Below are 16,566 nucleotides of genomic sequence, written 5' to 3'. Positions count from 1 at the left end.
GAAAGGTTTCTATTCTGCGAAGTAAATGAAAAGCAATTCGAGCGGATTCTTCGACAATTGACTGCGTAAACCATCCAGTAAACGGTATACTTGCTTTTTTACTGTATCGGGCTTAATGTCGAGAATACGGCCGATCTCAACGTAGGAAAGTCCACTGTTGAACTTCAGGTACAAAAGTTCCCGTTGTACGGGATTTAAACTTTTTAAATGAGCCTGAAGCTTCAACAATCCTTCATCCAACATCTCCTCCTGCTCATTTCGTTCTTCAAGTTCGAACTTCAAATAAAAACTATTGGATTGAATATCTGCCAGTTTTATTCCGCTTTGTTCTTTAAGTTTCCTGAATATATTTCTTTTCAATGTTTTAAACAGGTAAAACTCAAGTGAACCAGGATTTCTTAATTCTGTACCGTATTTATAAATGTCAATAAAAACATCCTGAATGCAGTCTTTTAACATCTCATGGTCCGATGTAACTTTTGAGCCATAAGCAAAAAGCACATCTGAAAACTCGTTATAAATAGTTTCAAAAGCTCTCCGATCTCCCTCCCTGAATTTATTCCAAACCAATTCCCAATAATCTCTTTTTCGATTTGTATGATCTGGATAATTATTCATAGGATACAAAATTAATCTCTAAAAATAGAATTTTGTATTAATGCAACAAAAAATTGCTCAATAGCAGTTGCCTGGAAGACCAAGTATTCGTTCGCCCTCCAAACCTAACTTCTCACCGATAAACCTAAGATGCCCACAACAGATGCAATCCCACTTTCAACCACTGCCCTCTCTTTCAAGTTGTAAAAAACGTGTATTCTTCGTTAAGCAATGTTCGATAGTCATCCGCAGACTGTTCGCAAGTACCTCTATCAGAACTTTCTTTCCGACAATTCTCTTATTTGTTGTCGAAGACACTTCAGTCTAGTTGGCAAATACAGATGGAATGTGGTATCTCGCAGGAACAACCACACTGTAGATAATTGCTCCGTTCCTTTTTTTACTTCCTCTACACAATTGCGCGTAATGATATTGCTGAAACGAATTTCCTGACTCAAGTTTCATAGGAAAAAGATACAATGGCTGAAGAGCTCAATAAAAAGCCGGTTGTCTCTCCAGGCGGCAGACATGGTAACCATTATCGAAGACCGGGAAGAAGATATTTATAAACAATTTAGTGATGCGCCTGGTGGAACGGTTCACCTTTTGGTTCGCGACAGCCAGAATCGTAAGTTGGATAACGGGAAAAGGCTGCATGCCCATTTAAAGGAACTACCCGTGCAGGGAAGCTACGAAATGGATATTGTGCAGTCAACTCCATCGGGATATCAAAAACGCAAGCCCGGATGCAGGTCCGTTTTGACCGGGTTACCCTGCTGAAGCCTGGCCGGCTTAGAGACGAATCACCTGAACGGGTATCCCTTTCAGTAGTCGATGTTTCCGAAGTTAATTATCCGGAGGCGTCGCAACAGGTAAACTGGAAGCTGTTGACTACTCATCCGGTTAATTCAGTAGCGGACGCCCTTCAGATAGTACGTTGGTATTCCCAACGGTGGTATATTGAGCAATTGTTTCGTCTGCTAAAAAGAAAAGGATTCCAGCTAGAGCACAGTGAACTGGAAAGCGGGTGGGCTATCCGCAAACTAACCATCATGGCCATGCAAAGTGCCTTAACTATTTTACAGCTGAAATTCGCCTTGCAACAAAGTGAGCAGATGCCTGCCAAACAGAGTTTTTCTTCCGGACAGATAAAATGCCTGAAACTGCTGAACGAAAAATACCAGGGGAAAACAGAAAAACAAAGAAATCCATATAGTCCTGAAACCCTGGCCTGGGCGGCATGGATAATTGCCCGGATTGGAGGATGGAAAGCCTATCAGTCTCAAAGCCCCCGGGATAGATAACATTAAAAGAAGGAATGGATCGCTTTGAAGATATCTTCCAGGGATTCATGATTCTTATGGGTGACCAAGATGTGTGTACACCGTAGCCTATAGCCGGGGATATCTTTCTCCTTTCAAGGTTTAAATTACCATTTTATGGTCGGATCAAAACGATTCGCTCCATTATTCTTATCCCCAGGTATGGTATACGCTTCTCAATTTTTCACTGTTTATCTGAACAATGTCGCCGTCTTTAACCTTGTGCCTCTTTTCCAAATGTTTTTCCTGAACAGATATCACTCCTTCTTCAATCAATTTATTTAATCTACTGGCCGATAGCTCCAAACATACCCTGAGAACGGACGACAATTTAAGACGAAAATCAAAAGGACATTTAATCTTGAACGCCACAGCTTCCGTATAGAAATTCAAAATGTCCTCAATTGAGACGTTTTCGTGCTTCACATCGTACTCAACGCTATCAAAGTCAAGTTCAACATTATTGCGTCGGCTTACTTCATGGGAGAATGCATACGCCCAGACAGTTTCCGTATTATTTTCCAAAAAATTGTTGAACAGATTTTTGGAAATCAGCTCTGGCTTGGTTCGGGAAAACAGGGACATGTTATAGGTATTATCGCATTTTATACACCTGTAGACTAACCATATATCAATGTTCTTTTTTTGGGCGTTCATTCTGAATTTCTCGCTGCAGTAAAATCGGTCACTTTCACAATGATTGCATTTTCTTTTTAAAAGAGGGAGGTTTGCAGCCTTTACCTCCCAGGTATATTCTATACTCATAATTTATAGTCGTGCTTAATATTCTTTTTAAATTTTCCGGTATTATCCACGACATAACCATTTCCAACCTGCGTAAAGGTCAGAAACCGCCATTGCAGATGCTATTGCTCATAGAAGCAACGTCGCGAATAATATGATCAATCGAAAACCTGTTCAGGTAGAAGCACCCAAACAAAAAGAATGATTAGCCTGTGGTTATGAGGCTAATACTAAGCTCCTATAAATTTAAGAGTTGTTCCCAAAATACGAGTCATTTGATTTTGTGCAATAAAAGTAGGCATTACTGGGACCAATGCCTAACAACGAATCAAATTCTTTGCTCGTTTTTCGAAGCTCTCGTTCATAAATTCTCTGTCGACCAATAGACCTGCTATCGTACCCGTTGGCAACTATGACCACTGGATGACCTATTCTCGAATTTTGCGACTACACGCCCCGAAGCCAAAGTCAGACAAATTTACCTGTTTCACAATCCCAAACGCAAGGTATGGTTCCGCTACGAAACCACGGCCGATTTACACCGAAACCTGGTGTTCAATCCGTATGCTGGCGAAGTCGTGCGCGATGCAAGCAAACGCACGCGTTTTTTCTATGTCGCAGCGCTACCTATTATTCGGAAAAACAGGAAAAGTAATTACCGGAATTTTTTGCATCAGTTTCATTGTTTTGGTAATTTCAGGCTATATCATCTGGTGGCCTGAACGCAAAAATGTACGTCGGTTATTCCGTTTCGGGATCCGAAGAATTTTATTTACATGAGCTTACACATGGTTCTCGGATTCTGGACCGGGATGTTCATTCTGGCAACAGCTTCCACCGGATTGGTGCTCCTATCCAACTGTTGAAAAAGTGCTCTAGCTCCTCGCCGACCGACACTGCAAAGTTTCCAAAGTGAAACCCGATCACCCGGATCACCAAGGCAGGAACAGATGGACTTCTGTCAAAGCATGGTATATGAAACCAACAGCATTTTCACTTATCCCGGCGATTTGCGTTTGATTTTTCCTGAAAAACCGGAAAATAGTATCCGCATCCGAAAAACACATCTTGATTGGTACATTCCGTACCAACTGATTTTGACTTATTCGATTCAGGATCTGTTTCCTTTCGGAAAATTCATTGGATAGTTAGTTTCAACCCGACCGTTAATGATCCTCTTCAGCCTGGACTGTATCAGTCTTTTTGTAATCGGTTTCAAATGGTCGATATACAATATTCCCTCAACATGATCGTATTCATGTTGAATTATTCTGGCTGTAGTTCCGCTAAATGTTTGGGTTTGTTTTATGAAATCAGAGTTGTAATATTCAACTGTAATCGACCATGGTCTTCTAACTGGTTGTGATAACCCGGGAATACTCAGGCATCCCTCTTCGTCTTCCCAGTACTGTTCGGAACGTTTAGTAATTCGGGCGTTAATAAAAGCTTCCTTAATACCTCTGTCCTCACTTTGGTAGTATGTCGCCCGGTCTGATTCATCAAGACTCTCAAAAGTCGATTTGCTGTCAACAATGAACAACCGGATGGGTACACCCACTTGTGGCGCGGCCAACCCGCTCCCATTGGCGTTTTGCATAGTCTCCCACATGTTGTCAATCAATCTGTCGAGCTCAGGATAATCAGCAGACAATTCTTGAGATTTTTCTTTTAGCATTCTGTGCCCGATGGCCAGGATGGGGATTCTCATATTCGGTCCATTTTTGTACTTCAAAATTCTGAAGAACCATCGGAACAGGCAATGAACCTATGTTAACTTATTTGCCGTCTTATCCTGCTTAATCCTTGTGGCGTTATTCCGATATAAGAGGCAATATATTTTAACGGTACGAGTTTCAGAATGTCAGGTTGTTCACGAAACAATCGCAAATACCTCTCTTTTGCATTGTACCTAAGCAGCGACAATTCTCTTCTGCTTTTTGCCAGAAAAAGCTTCTCGGATGCAAAACGTCCCAGATAGTTTCCGACTTGGGTTTGACTGTATACCTCTTGTAAATCAGCGTAAGAAATCTGCCAGGCAATTGTTTCGGTCAACGCTTGCAACGCGTATTCCGAGGGGGTCTGCGTCAGAAATGAATCATAGGCACAAGTAAACTCCTTGCCAAAACTGAAATTGAATGTTAACTCATTTTCCATATCCGGAATGTAAAACCGAACGGTCCCGGACTCAATAAATGACAAGTAATTTTCCGTATCTCCTTTCCCGGTGATGATTTCTTTTTTGTCAAACACTCTTTTCTGGAAGTGAGCGGCAATAAAATCCCATTCCGATTCTCTCAATTTGACAATCCGTTCATAATATTCTCTAAGATACCCCATCTTGAAAAGGACTTTTTATGGTTCACACTAACAAAGACGAAAACGAATCAATTAAATCTTCACTCCCTGGACTAAAAATTTCTCTTAATTCCACTAACCCTGATCTTATTCTGCCAGTTCCCAAATCCTGACAGTACCATAAGAGCCAGCCACTATGTATCTTCCATCCGGAGAAAATCGCACAAATTTAGGTGTCTCGTTTCTTAGTTTGGTAGGATAATCTGCAAATTTACCCGATCTTACATTCCAGACCCTGACTGCTCCAAACACACCAGCGGCCATATGCTTTCCGGCAGGAGAAAAACAGACATACTTCGGGGTTTCATTCTTCAATTTTGTCGGAAAGTCCCTGTATTCATTCGACTGCAGCTCCCAAACTCTTACAGCACCGAATACTCCGGCAGCAATATAATTTCCATCCGATGAGAAGCGGACGAAAGCCGGTGTTTCATTCTTCAGTTTGGTCGGATAATCTTTAAATTCATTGGACTGACTCCTCCAAACCCTTACGGCCCCCAAAACGCCGGCGGCAATACATTTCCCATCAGGCGAGAATTCAGCATAGTTCGGTGTTTCATTCCGGGCCACCGTTTTATAACTTCTCACCGACTCCTGACCGACAAGAGTTGATGGAAAAAAAACAACAGAAGCGATTAATAAATTCAGAATCCCGTATTTGTTGTCTTTTCCAAAAAAAACTCTGCCAATTTTCATCATTTTTCTTTTTGTTTTAACAGGAATGAGTTGCTTTCTCCATCTTCAATCAATGCCTTTAAGTTAATGATTGTCTCTCAAACCATATCTCCCGGAGTTCACCTTACTTTCAAAGCTGTATGTATGATATAAGCATGATGAAGGTTCTCTAGGGTAGCTTTCGTTATTCTCAAATTTCTTTTCATTGTTTCCATAATCACCTTCCCAACTAGCTAATCCCTAATCCGATTTAGACGTAGTTCCCAACAGAAATATCTCTCCGCTGGCAGGTAGAAGGTTGTCAGTTCTGTTAGAAAAATAAGAATATTCCAAATCCTTCGTTGTCACCAATCTCACATCGTTTATACCTGCTTCAGTTCCCAATGCCAATAGCTCATCAGGAGAGAAAAAACTCATCATAGGTGTTCCGGCTTCCTGCGCACCTTTTTCGGCCAAATTCTGCATCGCCCGGTCTTCTTCATCCAGTAAATCCACCGGCAAATAAAATGAGATAGCAACTTTCGAACCGGGGGCCAATTCAGCCACTTGATTTAACATGGCAACATTGGCTTCTCTGGTCAGGTATAAACTAACGCCCGTGCAGGTTAAAACTGTCGGTTGATTGACATCAAATCCCGCTTTCAACAATCGGTCCCACCACGAAGACATCTCAAAATTAACCCCAACGTAATGTAGAAATTTCGGAATGCGAAAACCAAGTTCAGTTAATCGCTGTCGCTTCCAATCCAAAGTTGCCGTACGGTCAATTTCGTATATTTGAAGTTTGGAGGCAATGCCTGTCTTCCGTTGAGCAAATGTATCAAGTCCTGCCCCAAGAACAACCAACTGACTAATTCCCCGTTTGCTTTGATCAACAATGAAATCCTCAACAAAGCGGGCCCTGCCTACAACCGACGCCCGAAGTCGCTGAGTGAATCGCATATCAGGACGTTGCTGCCAGTCATCGGATGGAGCTACCAGTTTCAAACCGATTTCATCTTCCAGAATATAAGGTTCTGCATCCACCTGAACGTGCAAAGCTCTCCATAACGCCGTTCTTACGGCCGTATTATCCGGTCTCTCCATGACTCCGTCTTGTCTTAATTTAGTCGTATTCTATTGGTATTGCCAGGCGAGCTGTTCCAATGCCATGGGCCAGGCCTGCTCATGTCCGTTTCTGGAATCTTCATCAGGAAAACCCGAATGACTCAATCTCAACAATGTCTTGTCCCCTTTAGGGATGAATTCCACAGTGACTACCGTTTCGGCACCTGATGTACCTCCCTCGCCTGTTATCCAGGTGATTTGTACCAACTCGCTTGGTACAACCTGCAGAAAACGCCCGTAATGCGGATATCTGAAAAGCTCGGAATTTTCATCCGGTTGAAATTCGGTTTCAAAGAAAAAAGGAGTATTAACCTGTCCCGTCATTAAAACAGACCCCGGTGCTGCAAACCAGGTATCGAATTCTTTGGTCCAAGCCCTAAACAGTATTTCTGCTTCCAGGTCCATTTCCTTTTCAACAGTTAGCGAATAAGGCCGCCCCGAAAGATCGGGTTCACGAAATATTTTCATACTTGAATTCATTTTGTTAAATCATCCAAGCCCCTTCAATAACAAAAGGCCAAACAGCGCTTAAGGTATTTCTAATTTTATTACAAAGTATCTCTATTGGGACTACCCGAAGATAAAGAAAAAGTTTCAGGTGTCGACAGGACGCCGAACCGTGTATGTACCTGGTCCAACTATTCAGGCAGTTGATAGCAAATAAAATAGGTGTTAATGTCCTGTTGTACAAAATAAGATCACCTATTCATATCCTCAATCTTTCTCAAACCAAAACCGCGCCTTAAAAGCTTATCAAATGTTCGCTGCGGTAACAATATCCTGAGATAAGGTATCCAACGGGCTCCAGCCCCTACTCCATAACGAAAACGAGGTGAACGGGTTCGTGCTATTTTCAGGATGAGCCTTGCCACTTTCATTGGATCACCTCCTTTGCCCATGCTATCCTGCAATGTCTGACGGGCAGCCGATCGTACTGCATTATACTCAGGATTAGTCTCCTTTGATATCGATGCTGCGTTGATGACATTGGTTTTAAACGCCGCAGGTTCAACCAGAGAAACATCGATGCCAAAAGGCCAGACCTCGTGTCGTAAAGCCTCTGTATATCCGGAGAGCGCATGTTTAGAAGCAGAATAAAAAGCCTCCCCCGGTTCACCAACCCAAGCGGCTAAGGAGCCTATATTGATTATTCTCCCATTTCTGTGTTTTCTCATAAAGGGCAAGATAGCATTGGTCACTCGAACAACACCAAAAAAGTTGGTTTCAAATACCGAGTACACCTCCTTCATTGTAGTCTCTTCAACTATACCCAGATGTTCGACACCAGCATTGTTAACTAGTATATCGATGCGTTCTACCTTTGCCAATACTTCTGCTACACATTGTCTGACAGACTCATCGGAACATACGTTTAGTTCCAGCATTTCAACACCTTCTGCATCCGGGACTTTACGTCGGCTGGTACCTAAAACACGAAAACCTTGGTTCGCGAATACCTGAGCGGTTATCTTTCCAATACCCGAAGACGCTCCGGTGATCAGAACTGTTTGTTTAGCTGTCTCATTTTGTACCATTCTATAACATTTAAGTGAAACGGTTAAACCTGATTATTTCTCCACATACAACGATGAACCGTATTATTTTACAGACCAGACAGGAATCTAACTACAGGACTATTTTTTGTAATGACCTACCTAACAAGTCCTTTGTTTCAAATGAATCATCACTCAACAAATATCCTTACGGGGATGCCCTAAATTCTGTATCTCACGATTCCTCTTCCATGAGTTTCTTCAATCGCTTTAAGTCTCGTTCAACAGCTTTCGCATCTTGCTTGAACTCCTCTTCTGACCGTCCAGGCATCCAAAACAATGTAAAGATCAATTCGCAGCCTTCGCCATTTGCCATCACTCTCATGGGATTATCGACTATTGTTCCGTCAGGGAGTGCAACCTGATGATCCAAAATCCCGAATTCATTCTGTGGCGTAATTTCTATTTTTAAGTTTCCAAGGTCCGTTCCAGCTAACCAAATACTGTTCTTTTTGGTTATTGAATCAATAAATTCAACCCACATAGGAAAATTCGCAGGATTAGAAGTAAATCTATACACTTCATCTACAGCTCGTTCAATCGAAATACTAATATTCTTTACAGGATGAATTGCCATATTTTTAATTTTACAATTGTATCAGAAATTGATTCTTTCTGTTTTAAACTTGCCCTTCAGCGGCTGCATACTAATTGGTTTCTATTCATACAGAAACCATTCTTTTCGTTATGGGACCAACTGGAGAGCGTTAATTCTGATTTTCGAATTTAACCAAAAACGATATACCAACGCAAAAGATTCCAATGAAGAGGTTTACCGGATGGTATAGATAGGTACCAATTCATGCATAAAAGCCCCTATTGTGACCAACAAGGGCTTTACGCATTTATCTTCAGCTAATGTCTCGAAAAACTGAGAGAAGCTTGCAAAAAAAAACGTATGGGAAAGCAGCTTTCCTATACCTGCCTATTCTGACGACTTTATCTTTCCCGGACCAGACGGTCGGGGTGCTTTAGTAACCAGAACGCGGGCAACTCGTTCAGATTCGTTAAGTAATGAATGAACAATGTTTGCCGGACTCTCAATTAAGGTCCCTTCATCAAAACGTTCCGACTCGTCGCCTATCAATACGGTCAGTTTTCCCTCCAGAACATAAAAAGTAACGTCGACCGGAGTAGCGTGAGGTTTTAATCCCTCTCCTGGCTGCAGGGTCATGTGCATGATCTGCGCAGAGGGATCATCATACATCTTGTGTACTTCTACTCCATGCGGATTCTCCTTTTTAGGAGCTGACTGAATCGTTCTTGCAATCATATCTTTATTATTTTTAGTGTTTGAATTTTTTTCGATATACTATATATCCACTAATCACTACCATGGCAGATATTAAACTGACCAACGGGACCAACAGAATATAAAAATCTCCCAACAGAAAGTGAAAGAAACGTCCGGTATGAATTTCCAGTGACAGACTCCACAACGACATACGTGATTCCGTGACGATCTGCTCAGGCATCTCAGGAAATGGTGGCGCATGGTGAAGCGGAATGATGCCCCGGTCGTAATCAACCAGATATTGTTCCCCGTTGGGTTTGGTGATCATCCCTGTCACCTTGTAGTTCCCGATGGGGCGTCCCGACGGATTTCCCTTGTATAGCTTCCCGTTGGTATAATCAAAAATGTCGGGATGACCGGGTTGCCAGCGAAATAAACCGGTGAACGAACCGACCAGAAATGCACTGTCACCAGTACATTCCAACGCGTTGATACCCATAACGCTCACTGGTGGTTGTATCTGGAAAGGCACAGGTGTAAGTGTCCCTTGATTCATATGAAACATTCCTTCGGAAGTCGATAGCATCCAACGTTTTTCACGCTCGTCGAAACGGAGGGCCCGAAGTTTATCATGCCACGGATTGGGCTGGTCCATTTTCGAATATTTGACAGGAGATATCTTGGCATTCGCCACAGCAATCAATGCCGGTGGCCGCAGAAACATCCCGGTAAAGAAGAGAATGAAGAGAAAGATGAAAAACCAGGCCCCGATTTTGTTATGCCATTTGAGGGACCATCGGTTCACGTTAGACGGGTATTGGATCGTCTTCTTTTTCCTTTTCCTTCGTTTGATCCATCCCGGGAAAAAGAAATAGATAAGCCCGGTAACCGAAAGAAAAACAGTCACCAACCCCAGGAAGTCAACAAAAAGCTGGCCCGGCAATCCGAAGATCTCCCCCGAGTGAATCTGCCAAATGGTTAAAAACAAAGGAACAGTATTTCGGTATCCGACAGGTTCGTTCAGTTCAATCTTTTGAAACCGAGTATGAATGCCAGCTGATTTTCCTTTAAATAGCCAGGAACGGTTAAGGGCATAGATGGTATCGTTGATACTTTGAACAGCAACAAACCGGTTGATCTGTACATCAAGTGGAAATTTCACCCATTGCCCTTCAGACGTATCAAAAGCATACAAGCCAAACTGTGTGGCTGCATACAGATGCCCATCTGCTGCCCGGTGAAGATCAAATATCTTCCGGTTGTCTGCACCATAAGGAAAACCGGCATTAAGCGACCGATAGTTTTCGAATGTGGAATCGGTCACCCAAATGCCGATATTTCCGTATACCATGATGCTATCCGGGTGGATAATTAAATTCCCCTTCAAAGCACTGTTGTTCCAGTGATGATACTGAAAGTTGTCCGGCAAATTACTCCGGTCTACATCCAGACCGGAAAAAAACTGCCGGTGATTCATAAATATGCCGGTAATACCATAGTACAGTAACAAAAAAGATACGATTACTCCCGGCCACCGGTGTAGTTTCTTCCAACGCGATCTGACTGCTCCCATCACCCCAAATCCCTTTTATCATCCATTCATTTAGTCAGCAAATAAAGTTTCATACCTTTTCACTGTCTCTGCGGTCAGCGTTACAGAATCGGCTTCCCGGTAACGCTGCAAAACCGTCTCTTTCCGGAGCTCGTCCAGCGCCTCTTCGGCCATGGGATAGAGGATATGGTCCTCCTTATAGATGTGTCCCTGCAATAACCGGCAATAATTATGCGCATTGGCTATCACGGCGGGTACATCCTTCTCGTCGAGGGCCTTCTCCATGTTCCGCACAAACCCGCGGCTCTCCTCGTGCTCATACAGCATCACCGGAATCGGGTTGCAATGCAGGCAATCCTGGTTCTCGAGCATCGCCTCAAAAAGAATCTTTTCCTCTTTGGCATGATGGTATTTATCGGCATAATTCCGGATGAAATCGATGGTTTGTTCAATAAACTTCGGATTCAGAATCCCTCCGCATTCCAGCCTTTGGCACTCCTCCAGCACCTCGTCTATCACCCGTAAAATGTTTCGATGTTCCGCTGTTAATTGTTCTGTTACGTTTTTCATGTTATCCTGATTTAATGGTTCTATTTGAGGCATTCTCCCGTGTTCCATCATCAATCCCAATCCAGCAGTCGTCGGTCACCAGTCATCTTCTGAATACCTGATATTTCCTGAGTGACCTCCAGTGTCCCTTTAAACCTGCCTTGCTCATCACGTACAGCGTAGTACCGAATAAGTATATATTGAGACCCCATATGGATCCGGAAAGAAGCTTCATCCTTTTCCCCCCTCCTGAAGGAATCTACGATCCGGTTGACGACATCCACGCTTTCGGCAGGATGGCAGTTTTGTACCTTCCGACCAATAATACCAGTCGCCCTGGGGAAGATCCGGTGTTTGGGTGACGAGAAGTAAGCTACGGTATCAGATTCGTCCACGAAAGTGATATCCACCGGAAGGTGATTCAACAGCAATTCTGTTTGTTCGACGGTGAGCTGTCCGGTTTTGAAGTGTATCTGCTGATGGGTTTTTCTGCTCTGTTTCTCCGGCAAAGCAGGCATTTCCACTTCGGTAAAAGAGAATCCAATCCCGGCCGCCTGGACCAGCATATCATCCAACTCTGCTGAATCAGCCTGCTCCAGCAGGAGGGGAAAAAGCACTTTCTCTTCCCGGAAGATAATGGTATGGATGTTGAACCAAACCAGGCCACTGACCCGGTTGAACGCTTGCAAATCAAAAGATTTTGCCTGTAACAGCTTAAGTGCCGTCTTGATATTTCTTCGAATATCATCATGAAAACTCCACATCAGCCTCAGGCATTGATGGTGGCTCCACTTCTTTTCGATAAAGGGGAACAGGATATTTTCCTTGATCACATAATGGCTCTCGAAACGTTGAAGTGCTTCAAAACGGCTGTGCAAAGCCGTACGTATTCCTTCCGTCACCTCCCTGTTCAGTGACTTGATCAGGGGTTTGGTTTCCTCCATTAGAAGAGAAACACCACCGTTATCTCGTACCAGGTAATCGATGAACGAGTTTGCCGGCGGCTCAATGGAGGGATACTGACAAAGGGTCTTGTACAGGATATTGAACAGCTTGTTGGAGGCCATTTTCAGCTCGTCCATGTCCGGTCCCTGTTCCATTACCCGGTCGAAAGCCAACAAGATGTCAGCGGGAATAAATCGGGTAGTCTGTATACCATACGCTTCCACCAGTTCCCTGCCCTTCTCCCGGTTCAGGATACCCGCCAAGTAAGCCGCTAAAGCTGCAACTCTCTTCTCCGATTTCTGTGTAAATTCCGACATTCGCGTTAGATTTTGAAAACAGCCCCTGCTCACTAGTCAGGGACTGTTTCTGAATACTACCTGTTCAATCTGCCAATTTCTTGGCGAAGTATGTTTTGTGTACCAGGTCATAAAAAATGATCAGACCGCCAAGGATCATTAACCCATCGGGTAAAGTGCTGAATCACATCCGATCCTTCAGCGGCTCGACAATACTGTGCTGGCGAGTATAAAAATATCCTTTCCCGGCTCGTGAACTTGTCCGGTAGTGTCTCTTTCATTCTGAAAAAATTTAATCAGCTTTTAATGCTACCTACATGTAGTATATATGTGTAAAAAAAATCAAAACTTCATGACGTGCTTACTTTTTACAATATCCGCCAGGGTGGTTGTCTGTAAAAACCGAACCGTGTCCGTTTTAATCTCATTCCATTGATCGTGCAAAGCACAGGGATTCGCATTGGAACACTCTCCAAATCCTAGTACACAGCCAGTGTATTTACTAATATCTTCTACGGCGCTGATGATATCAATCAGGTACAATTCGGTGTGCGGCTTACTGATTTCATAGCCTCCTTCACGCCCCTGAACAGACTTTACCAATCCCTTCCGGGCAAGATTGGTCATCAGCCCCCGCAAATACTTATCAGAGATTTTCAATCGCTCCACCAGTTGCTTGGCTGAGAACAACTGCTCCCCCTGCAGAGCCATATAGCTCAAAATGCGAATGGCATAGCGTGATGTATTGGTTAAATTCATGCGAACTCAAAAAACTTTTACTATTTCCGAACAAATATAGAAATTTCCCCTTAAATACTACTATCAGGTAGTATTAAAAATACACAAAAATTAACGGATTGATTTTGTTAATACTATACTACATTTGCATTTAATCCGCTCTCATCTGATGATTTTCGATGAAAGATGAAACAAATCCTTTTCTGATATTATCGCCGACAGCGACTAGCTATACCTGCAAAAACTGACATTGAAGGTTTGCTTCCTATCTACATTTCCATTCATCAGTTCGTTTGTAAATCCGCAATTGTAGACTATGTTACCAATAGTGAAACGAGCAAACAAATCAACAAATACCTAATTCCACAATGTTGTTTTTAAGCCAAATTAAGGACTAAACCTGATATCCCACTACAATCACCTCCCTACATACATTCTCGGTTCTCGGTCAGGAAAGAATTTACCTATCATTCAACCCCTTCCCATCCATAATCTGTAGGATACATTTTCCCACCCACGACGTGCGGGTTTTCGATTGTTTAAGCTGGCCGAAATGAAAAAAGAAAAGCCCGTTGTCGTCCGGGAGTTAGGGCCTCGAAAGCAGTTTTCAGCGCCGGACTTTCATTCAGTTTTGTTTGAAATTTTTCCGGAACAGGATAATCTTTCGTCTTTTCATCTCCACTTTCAGGCCGGCTTTCTCTACCTCAACGGCTTCGAAGATATAGGCTTTGCTGGTCGCTTCCAGTTCAACGATTTCCTGCAGGCTGGTGAACCGGATCTGGCGTCCTGCCTGCACATTCTCCGTTTGCTAAATGAAAATGCCGTTGGTGTCTTTCAGTAAAGAACCTTTGAAAAACAGCAGTACACAGTATTCCTTAAAGCCTTGTATCAATACCAGGTTGCTGTTCTGGTGGGTATAACAGAGATGCATCCATTTCACTTCTTCGTTCAGGCCACAACCGAGAACATATCTTTTGTTGATAAGACTTCATTTTTCTCCCCTATCTCATAAATACTGGTTTTCTTAGTGCCTTTATATCCATTGCGACCGGAGTCAAATCATTATTAAGTTGATGTCCACCGCTGTTTATTTCACGAAAAGTTGCCCAGGGCAACTTTTGTCGATAAAGCAAAAATTGGTCAAATGATACCACTTCGTCATCATGACAGTGGTAAAAAAAGATGGGAACATCTTGAGGCAGTCTATTATCAAATGCTTCGTCCAGTTTAAGTCCCTGCACCCACTCCTCGCCACCGCTCCAGAAAGGTGTTGAGATAAGAAAAACCCCAACGATCCGATTTTTCATCTCATTTTCAGACAGATACTTCATCAGGAGTGATGCTCCCAGTGAATGCCCCACCAAGATAACGTCTTTCTTAATCCCTACGATTTCATCACCTATTTGTTGGCACCACCCAAAATCAGGCTTATCTTCAATAAACATCCGAGGGTAATACACACTGTAAGTTTCTCCAAGAGCTTCGCACAATGAAGCTACCAGCTTTGTATCAGCTTCATATCCTCCGTCGCCTCCACCTTGTATAAATAACACATGCCCGGTCATATTATATTTGTTTCATTTTTCAAATTCGTGAAATTCGCTTGTCGTTAAAAAATATCCGTCGGGGTCACGAAGAGAGAATTCTCTCTTCATTGGTCCGGGATTCAACTGAATATCTTCTTCTATTTTCCAACCTTCCCCTAAAGCGCTTTTGTATATTGCATCCATATTCTCTGTCCTAAAGTAAAGCATAAAGCCATTCCCTGAGGTAATACCTGGATTTGTCATTGTTGGGTGATTGTCCATTTCCCATTGATGAAGGCATAGAACGATCTCATTTGTTTCAGATTTCAGAACTGCAAAACCGTGTCCTTCCGGATGTATTTCTGAGTCCTAATATTCTTTCATACCATTTTGCACTGCTGTCCACATCCTGAACTGCCATTATTGGACAACTTTTGTCGTTTTGAAAAGATTCTAATATTAGTCTGTTTTTCAGCTTATTGCTACCGGAGAAAGTGTTCGGCAGGAATTAAATTATCACCTGTTGTTATAATAAGTCCTCTTAGATACGGTTTAATTCACTTGTCAAAAAAGGTCTTGAACTTTGGTAATAACACTTTTGCACTGACCATATGGTCTTGGCCATCAATCTCCTCAAAAACTGCGTTAGGTACTACTTCCGCTATTTGTGGGCCGACGGTACGAATGTTTTCTGGACTTTTACTTCCCACAAATATGCGTGTCGGTGTTTTGATGCCCTTAAATCGCTCCAGTGGAGGAAAGTCTTTTGTAAGTTCTATATCATATGCGAGTGTTGGCGCAAGTGTATGCATTATCTTCCATCCTGGAGAAAGCGGCAATAACCATACGAAGAATTTTGGCATACCGATACCGCTCAAAAATGTTTTCATGGCTCGTTTGTTACTCCCCTCTGAAAGTAGTGTCAATACTTTATTTGCCAGTTTTTTATATTTTTCCTTTCCAGCCTCGTTATGAACATAGGGTGCGTCATATATCACCACTTTTTCTACTTTTTTACCAAGTTTCAAAGCAGTCTCAAGTGCTAAAACCGCTCCCGAGGAGTGTCCGTACAAATTTGCTTTTCCTCCGGCAGCATCGATTAGTGCTTCTATATCGTCAACTTCTTTTTCTGTTGAATAAGGTTTCGTATCAGAACTATTTCCCCGACCGCGACGATCATAGTTGTACATAGTAAAACTTTGTGAAAAGGTTTTCACAGCCTGTAGTACCGGGGAAAAATTTCGAAACACACTCGCCCCTGTAATATTTATTAAAACAGGTCCCGAACCGCTAATATCATATGCGATTTTTGTACCATCTTTAGACGTAACATATTTCATATTTCTTTTGTCCATAATATTATTTCGCTAAGC

22 protein-coding genes are annotated in these 16,566 nt (G+C 42.6%); 2 read left to right on the top strand and 20 right to left on the bottom strand.

All coding sequences use genetic code 11. The features are described from left to right. Nucleotides 1-9: 9 nt before the first annotated feature. Entirely contained in the window at nucleotides 10-618 is a 609-nt protein-coding gene (locus GJU87_RS01610; protein WP_153637910.1) for an RNA polymerase sigma factor, read from the bottom strand. 486 nt (nucleotides 619-1,104) lie between these two features. On the opposite strand from GJU87_RS01610, the gene GJU87_RS01605 reads away from it, so the two are divergent. Both GJU87_RS01605 and GJU87_RS01600 read left to right on the top strand, forming a co-directional pair. After that, on the top strand, nucleotides 1,105-1,377 hold the full coding sequence (locus tag GJU87_RS01605) for a hypothetical protein (protein ID WP_153637909.1): 273 nt from the start codon (nucleotides 1,105-1,107) through the stop codon (nucleotides 1,375-1,377). Further along, nucleotides 1,344-1,901, top strand: a complete 558-nt coding sequence (locus GJU87_RS01600) for a transposase (RefSeq protein ID WP_153637908.1) — start codon at nucleotides 1,344-1,346, stop codon at nucleotides 1,899-1,901. Before GJU87_RS01605 ends, GJU87_RS01600 begins: the two co-directional genes overlap by 34 nt. A 168-nt stretch (nucleotides 1,902-2,069) precedes the next feature. Here GJU87_RS01600 and GJU87_RS01595 read toward each other — a convergent pair whose 3' ends face one another. The 19 genes from GJU87_RS01595 to GJU87_RS01510 all read right to left on the bottom strand — a co-directional run bounded on the left by GJU87_RS01595 (nucleotide 2,070) and on the right by GJU87_RS01510 (nucleotide 16,548). Then, nucleotides 2,070-2,684: a DUF1062 domain-containing protein gene (locus GJU87_RS01595; protein WP_153637907.1), complete on the bottom strand. Its 615-nt coding sequence runs from the start codon at nucleotides 2,682-2,684 to the stop codon at nucleotides 2,070-2,072. Nucleotides 2,685-3,774: 1,090 nt separating this feature from the next. Further along, on the bottom strand, nucleotides 3,775-4,371 hold the full coding sequence (gene def / locus GJU87_RS01585; RefSeq protein WP_153637905.1) for a peptide deformylase: 597 nt from the start codon (nucleotides 4,369-4,371) through the stop codon (nucleotides 3,775-3,777). A 62-nt stretch (nucleotides 4,372-4,433) separates the two neighbouring features. Beyond that, complete coding sequence (locus GJU87_RS01580; RefSeq protein WP_153637904.1) at nucleotides 4,434-5,000, bottom strand: Crp/Fnr family transcriptional regulator; 567 nt, start codon at nucleotides 4,998-5,000, stop codon at nucleotides 4,434-4,436. A 105-nt stretch (nucleotides 5,001-5,105) separates the two neighbouring features. Next, the gene (locus GJU87_RS01575) at nucleotides 5,106-5,717 is read right to left on the bottom strand and encodes a WD40 repeat domain-containing protein (RefSeq protein ID WP_153637903.1); all 612 of its coding nucleotides are present in this window, start codon (nucleotides 5,715-5,717) and stop codon (nucleotides 5,106-5,108) included. 216 nt (nucleotides 5,718-5,933) lie between these two features. Further along, nucleotides 5,934-6,779: a class I SAM-dependent methyltransferase gene (locus tag GJU87_RS01570; protein WP_153637902.1), complete on the bottom strand. Its 846-nt coding sequence runs from the start codon at nucleotides 6,777-6,779 to the stop codon at nucleotides 5,934-5,936. A 30-nt stretch (nucleotides 6,780-6,809) separates the two neighbouring features. Then, complete coding sequence (locus tag GJU87_RS01565) at nucleotides 6,810-7,268, bottom strand: SRPBCC domain-containing protein (RefSeq protein WP_228491804.1); 459 nt, start codon at nucleotides 7,266-7,268, stop codon at nucleotides 6,810-6,812. 230 nt (nucleotides 7,269-7,498) lie between these two features. Beyond that, the gene (locus tag GJU87_RS01560; RefSeq protein WP_153637900.1) at nucleotides 7,499-8,335 is read right to left on the bottom strand and encodes an SDR family NAD(P)-dependent oxidoreductase; all 837 of its coding nucleotides are present in this window, start codon (nucleotides 8,333-8,335) and stop codon (nucleotides 7,499-7,501) included. Nucleotides 8,336-8,528: 193 nt separating this feature from the next. Further along, nucleotides 8,529-8,930 (bottom strand): SRPBCC family protein, encoded by a 402-nt coding sequence (locus GJU87_RS01555; protein ID WP_153637899.1) that lies wholly within the window; start codon nucleotides 8,928-8,930, stop codon nucleotides 8,529-8,531. Nucleotides 8,931-9,278: 348 nt separating this feature from the next. Continuing rightward, nucleotides 9,279-9,626, bottom strand: a complete 348-nt coding sequence (locus tag GJU87_RS01550; protein ID WP_153637898.1) for a cupin domain-containing protein — start codon at nucleotides 9,624-9,626, stop codon at nucleotides 9,279-9,281. Nucleotides 9,627-9,639: 13 nt separating this feature from the next. Continuing rightward, the gene (locus GJU87_RS01545) at nucleotides 9,640-11,160 is read right to left on the bottom strand and encodes a PepSY-associated TM helix domain-containing protein (protein WP_153637897.1); all 1,521 of its coding nucleotides are present in this window, start codon (nucleotides 11,158-11,160) and stop codon (nucleotides 9,640-9,642) included. 30 nt (nucleotides 11,161-11,190) lie between these two features. Then, nucleotides 11,191-11,709, bottom strand: coding sequence for a hemerythrin domain-containing protein (locus GJU87_RS01540; protein WP_194831411.1), 519 nt, complete (start codon nucleotides 11,707-11,709; stop codon nucleotides 11,191-11,193). Nucleotides 11,710-11,759: 50 nt separating this feature from the next. Further along, a complete protein-coding gene (locus GJU87_RS01535) occupies nucleotides 11,760-12,950 on the bottom strand; it encodes a PAS domain-containing protein (RefSeq protein WP_153637895.1) in 1,191 nt (396 codons plus the stop codon). A gap of 321 nt (nucleotides 12,951-13,271) precedes the next feature. Beyond that, nucleotides 13,272-13,688: an Rrf2 family transcriptional regulator gene (locus tag GJU87_RS01530; RefSeq protein WP_153637894.1), complete on the bottom strand. Its 417-nt coding sequence runs from the start codon at nucleotides 13,686-13,688 to the stop codon at nucleotides 13,272-13,274. Between the two features lie 518 nt (nucleotides 13,689-14,206). After that, nucleotides 14,207-14,278 carry a hypothetical protein gene (locus GJU87_RS21735; RefSeq protein WP_373921482.1) on the bottom strand — a complete coding sequence of 24 codons (72 nt, stop codon included), beginning with the start codon at nucleotides 14,276-14,278 and terminating at the stop codon, nucleotides 14,207-14,209. Between the two features lie 14 nt (nucleotides 14,279-14,292). Further along, nucleotides 14,293-14,463 (bottom strand): hypothetical protein, encoded by a 171-nt coding sequence (locus GJU87_RS21730; protein WP_373921471.1) that lies wholly within the window; start codon nucleotides 14,461-14,463, stop codon nucleotides 14,293-14,295. A gap of 12 nt (nucleotides 14,464-14,475) precedes the next feature. After that, the gene (locus tag GJU87_RS21725; protein WP_373921470.1) at nucleotides 14,476-14,598 is read right to left on the bottom strand and encodes a hypothetical protein; all 123 of its coding nucleotides are present in this window, start codon (nucleotides 14,596-14,598) and stop codon (nucleotides 14,476-14,478) included. A gap of 70 nt (nucleotides 14,599-14,668) precedes the next feature. Then, nucleotides 14,669-15,232: an alpha/beta hydrolase gene (locus GJU87_RS01520; RefSeq protein WP_153637893.1), complete on the bottom strand. Its 564-nt coding sequence runs from the start codon at nucleotides 15,230-15,232 to the stop codon at nucleotides 14,669-14,671. 12 nt (nucleotides 15,233-15,244) lie between these two features. Next, nucleotides 15,245-15,457, bottom strand: coding sequence for a glyoxalase/bleomycin resistance/extradiol dioxygenase family protein (locus GJU87_RS21385; protein WP_228491802.1), 213 nt, complete (start codon nucleotides 15,455-15,457; stop codon nucleotides 15,245-15,247). Nucleotides 15,458-15,750: 293 nt separating this feature from the next. Continuing rightward, a complete protein-coding gene (locus GJU87_RS01510; protein WP_228491801.1) occupies nucleotides 15,751-16,548 on the bottom strand; it encodes an alpha/beta fold hydrolase in 798 nt (265 codons plus the stop codon). Nucleotides 16,549-16,566: the final 18 nt, after the last annotated feature.

The organism is Prolixibacter sp. NT017 (genome assembly GCF_009617875.1).
GTDB lineage: Bacteria > Bacteroidota > Bacteroidia > Bacteroidales > Prolixibacteraceae > Prolixibacter.
The sequence above is the reverse complement of the archived record's forward strand: the minus strand, read 5'-3'. Positions and strand labels throughout refer to the sequence as shown.

Bases quoted from the DNA above. Each gene is read 5' to 3' on its own strand.
- GJU87_RS01610 (WP_153637910.1), bottom strand. From the start codon at position 618: ATGAATAATTATCCAGATCATACAAATCGAAAAAGAGATTATTGGGAA.
- GJU87_RS01600 (WP_153637908.1), top strand. From the start codon at position 1,344: ATGCAGGTCCGTTTTGACCGGGTTACCCTGCTGAAGCCTGGCCGGCTT.
- GJU87_RS01595 (WP_153637907.1), bottom strand. From the start codon at position 2,684: ATGAGTATAGAATATACCTGGGAGGTAAAGGCTGCAAACCTCCCTCTT.
- def (WP_153637905.1), bottom strand. From the start codon at position 4,371: ATGAGAATCCCCATCCTGGCCATCGGGCACAGAATGCTAAAAGAAAAA.
- GJU87_RS01580 (WP_153637904.1), bottom strand. From the start codon at position 5,000: ATGGGGTATCTTAGAGAATATTATGAACGGATTGTCAAATTGAGAGAA.
- GJU87_RS01575 (WP_153637903.1), bottom strand. From the start codon at position 5,717: ATGATGAAAATTGGCAGAGTTTTTTTTGGAAAAGACAACAAATACGGG.
- GJU87_RS01570 (WP_153637902.1), bottom strand. From the start codon at position 6,779: ATGGAGAGACCGGATAATACGGCCGTAAGAACGGCGTTATGGAGAGCT.
- GJU87_RS01565 (WP_228491804.1), bottom strand. From the start codon at position 7,268: ATGAAAATATTTCGTGAACCCGATCTTTCGGGGCGGCCTTATTCGCTA.
- GJU87_RS01560 (WP_153637900.1), bottom strand. From the start codon at position 8,335: ATGGTACAAAATGAGACAGCTAAACAAACAGTTCTGATCACCGGAGCG.
- GJU87_RS01555 (WP_153637899.1), bottom strand. From the start codon at position 8,930: ATGGCAATTCATCCTGTAAAGAATATTAGTATTTCGATTGAACGAGCT.
- GJU87_RS01550 (WP_153637898.1), bottom strand. From the start codon at position 9,626: ATGATTGCAAGAACGATTCAGTCAGCTCCTAAAAAGGAGAATCCGCAT.
- GJU87_RS01545 (WP_153637897.1), bottom strand. From the start codon at position 11,160: ATGGGAGCAGTCAGATCGCGTTGGAAGAAACTACACCGGTGGCCGGGA.
- GJU87_RS01540 (WP_194831411.1), bottom strand. From the start codon at position 11,709: ATGAAAAACGTAACAGAACAATTAACAGCGGAACATCGAAACATTTTA.
- GJU87_RS01535 (WP_153637895.1), bottom strand. From the start codon at position 12,950: ATGTCGGAATTTACACAGAAATCGGAGAAGAGAGTTGCAGCTTTAGCG.
- GJU87_RS01530 (WP_153637894.1), bottom strand. From the start codon at position 13,688: ATGAATTTAACCAATACATCACGCTATGCCATTCGCATTTTGAGCTAT.
- GJU87_RS21725 (WP_373921470.1), bottom strand. From the start codon at position 14,598: ATGCATCTCTGTTATACCCACCAGAACAGCAACCTGGTATTGATACAA.
- GJU87_RS01520 (WP_153637893.1), bottom strand. From the start codon at position 15,232: ATGACCGGGCATGTGTTATTTATACAAGGTGGAGGCGACGGAGGATAT.
- GJU87_RS21385 (WP_228491802.1), bottom strand. From the start codon at position 15,457: ATGACAAATCCAGGTATTACCTCAGGGAATGGCTTTATGCTTTACTTT.
- GJU87_RS01510 (WP_228491801.1), bottom strand. From the start codon at position 16,548: ATGGACAAAAGAAATATGAAATATGTTACGTCTAAAGATGGTACAAAA.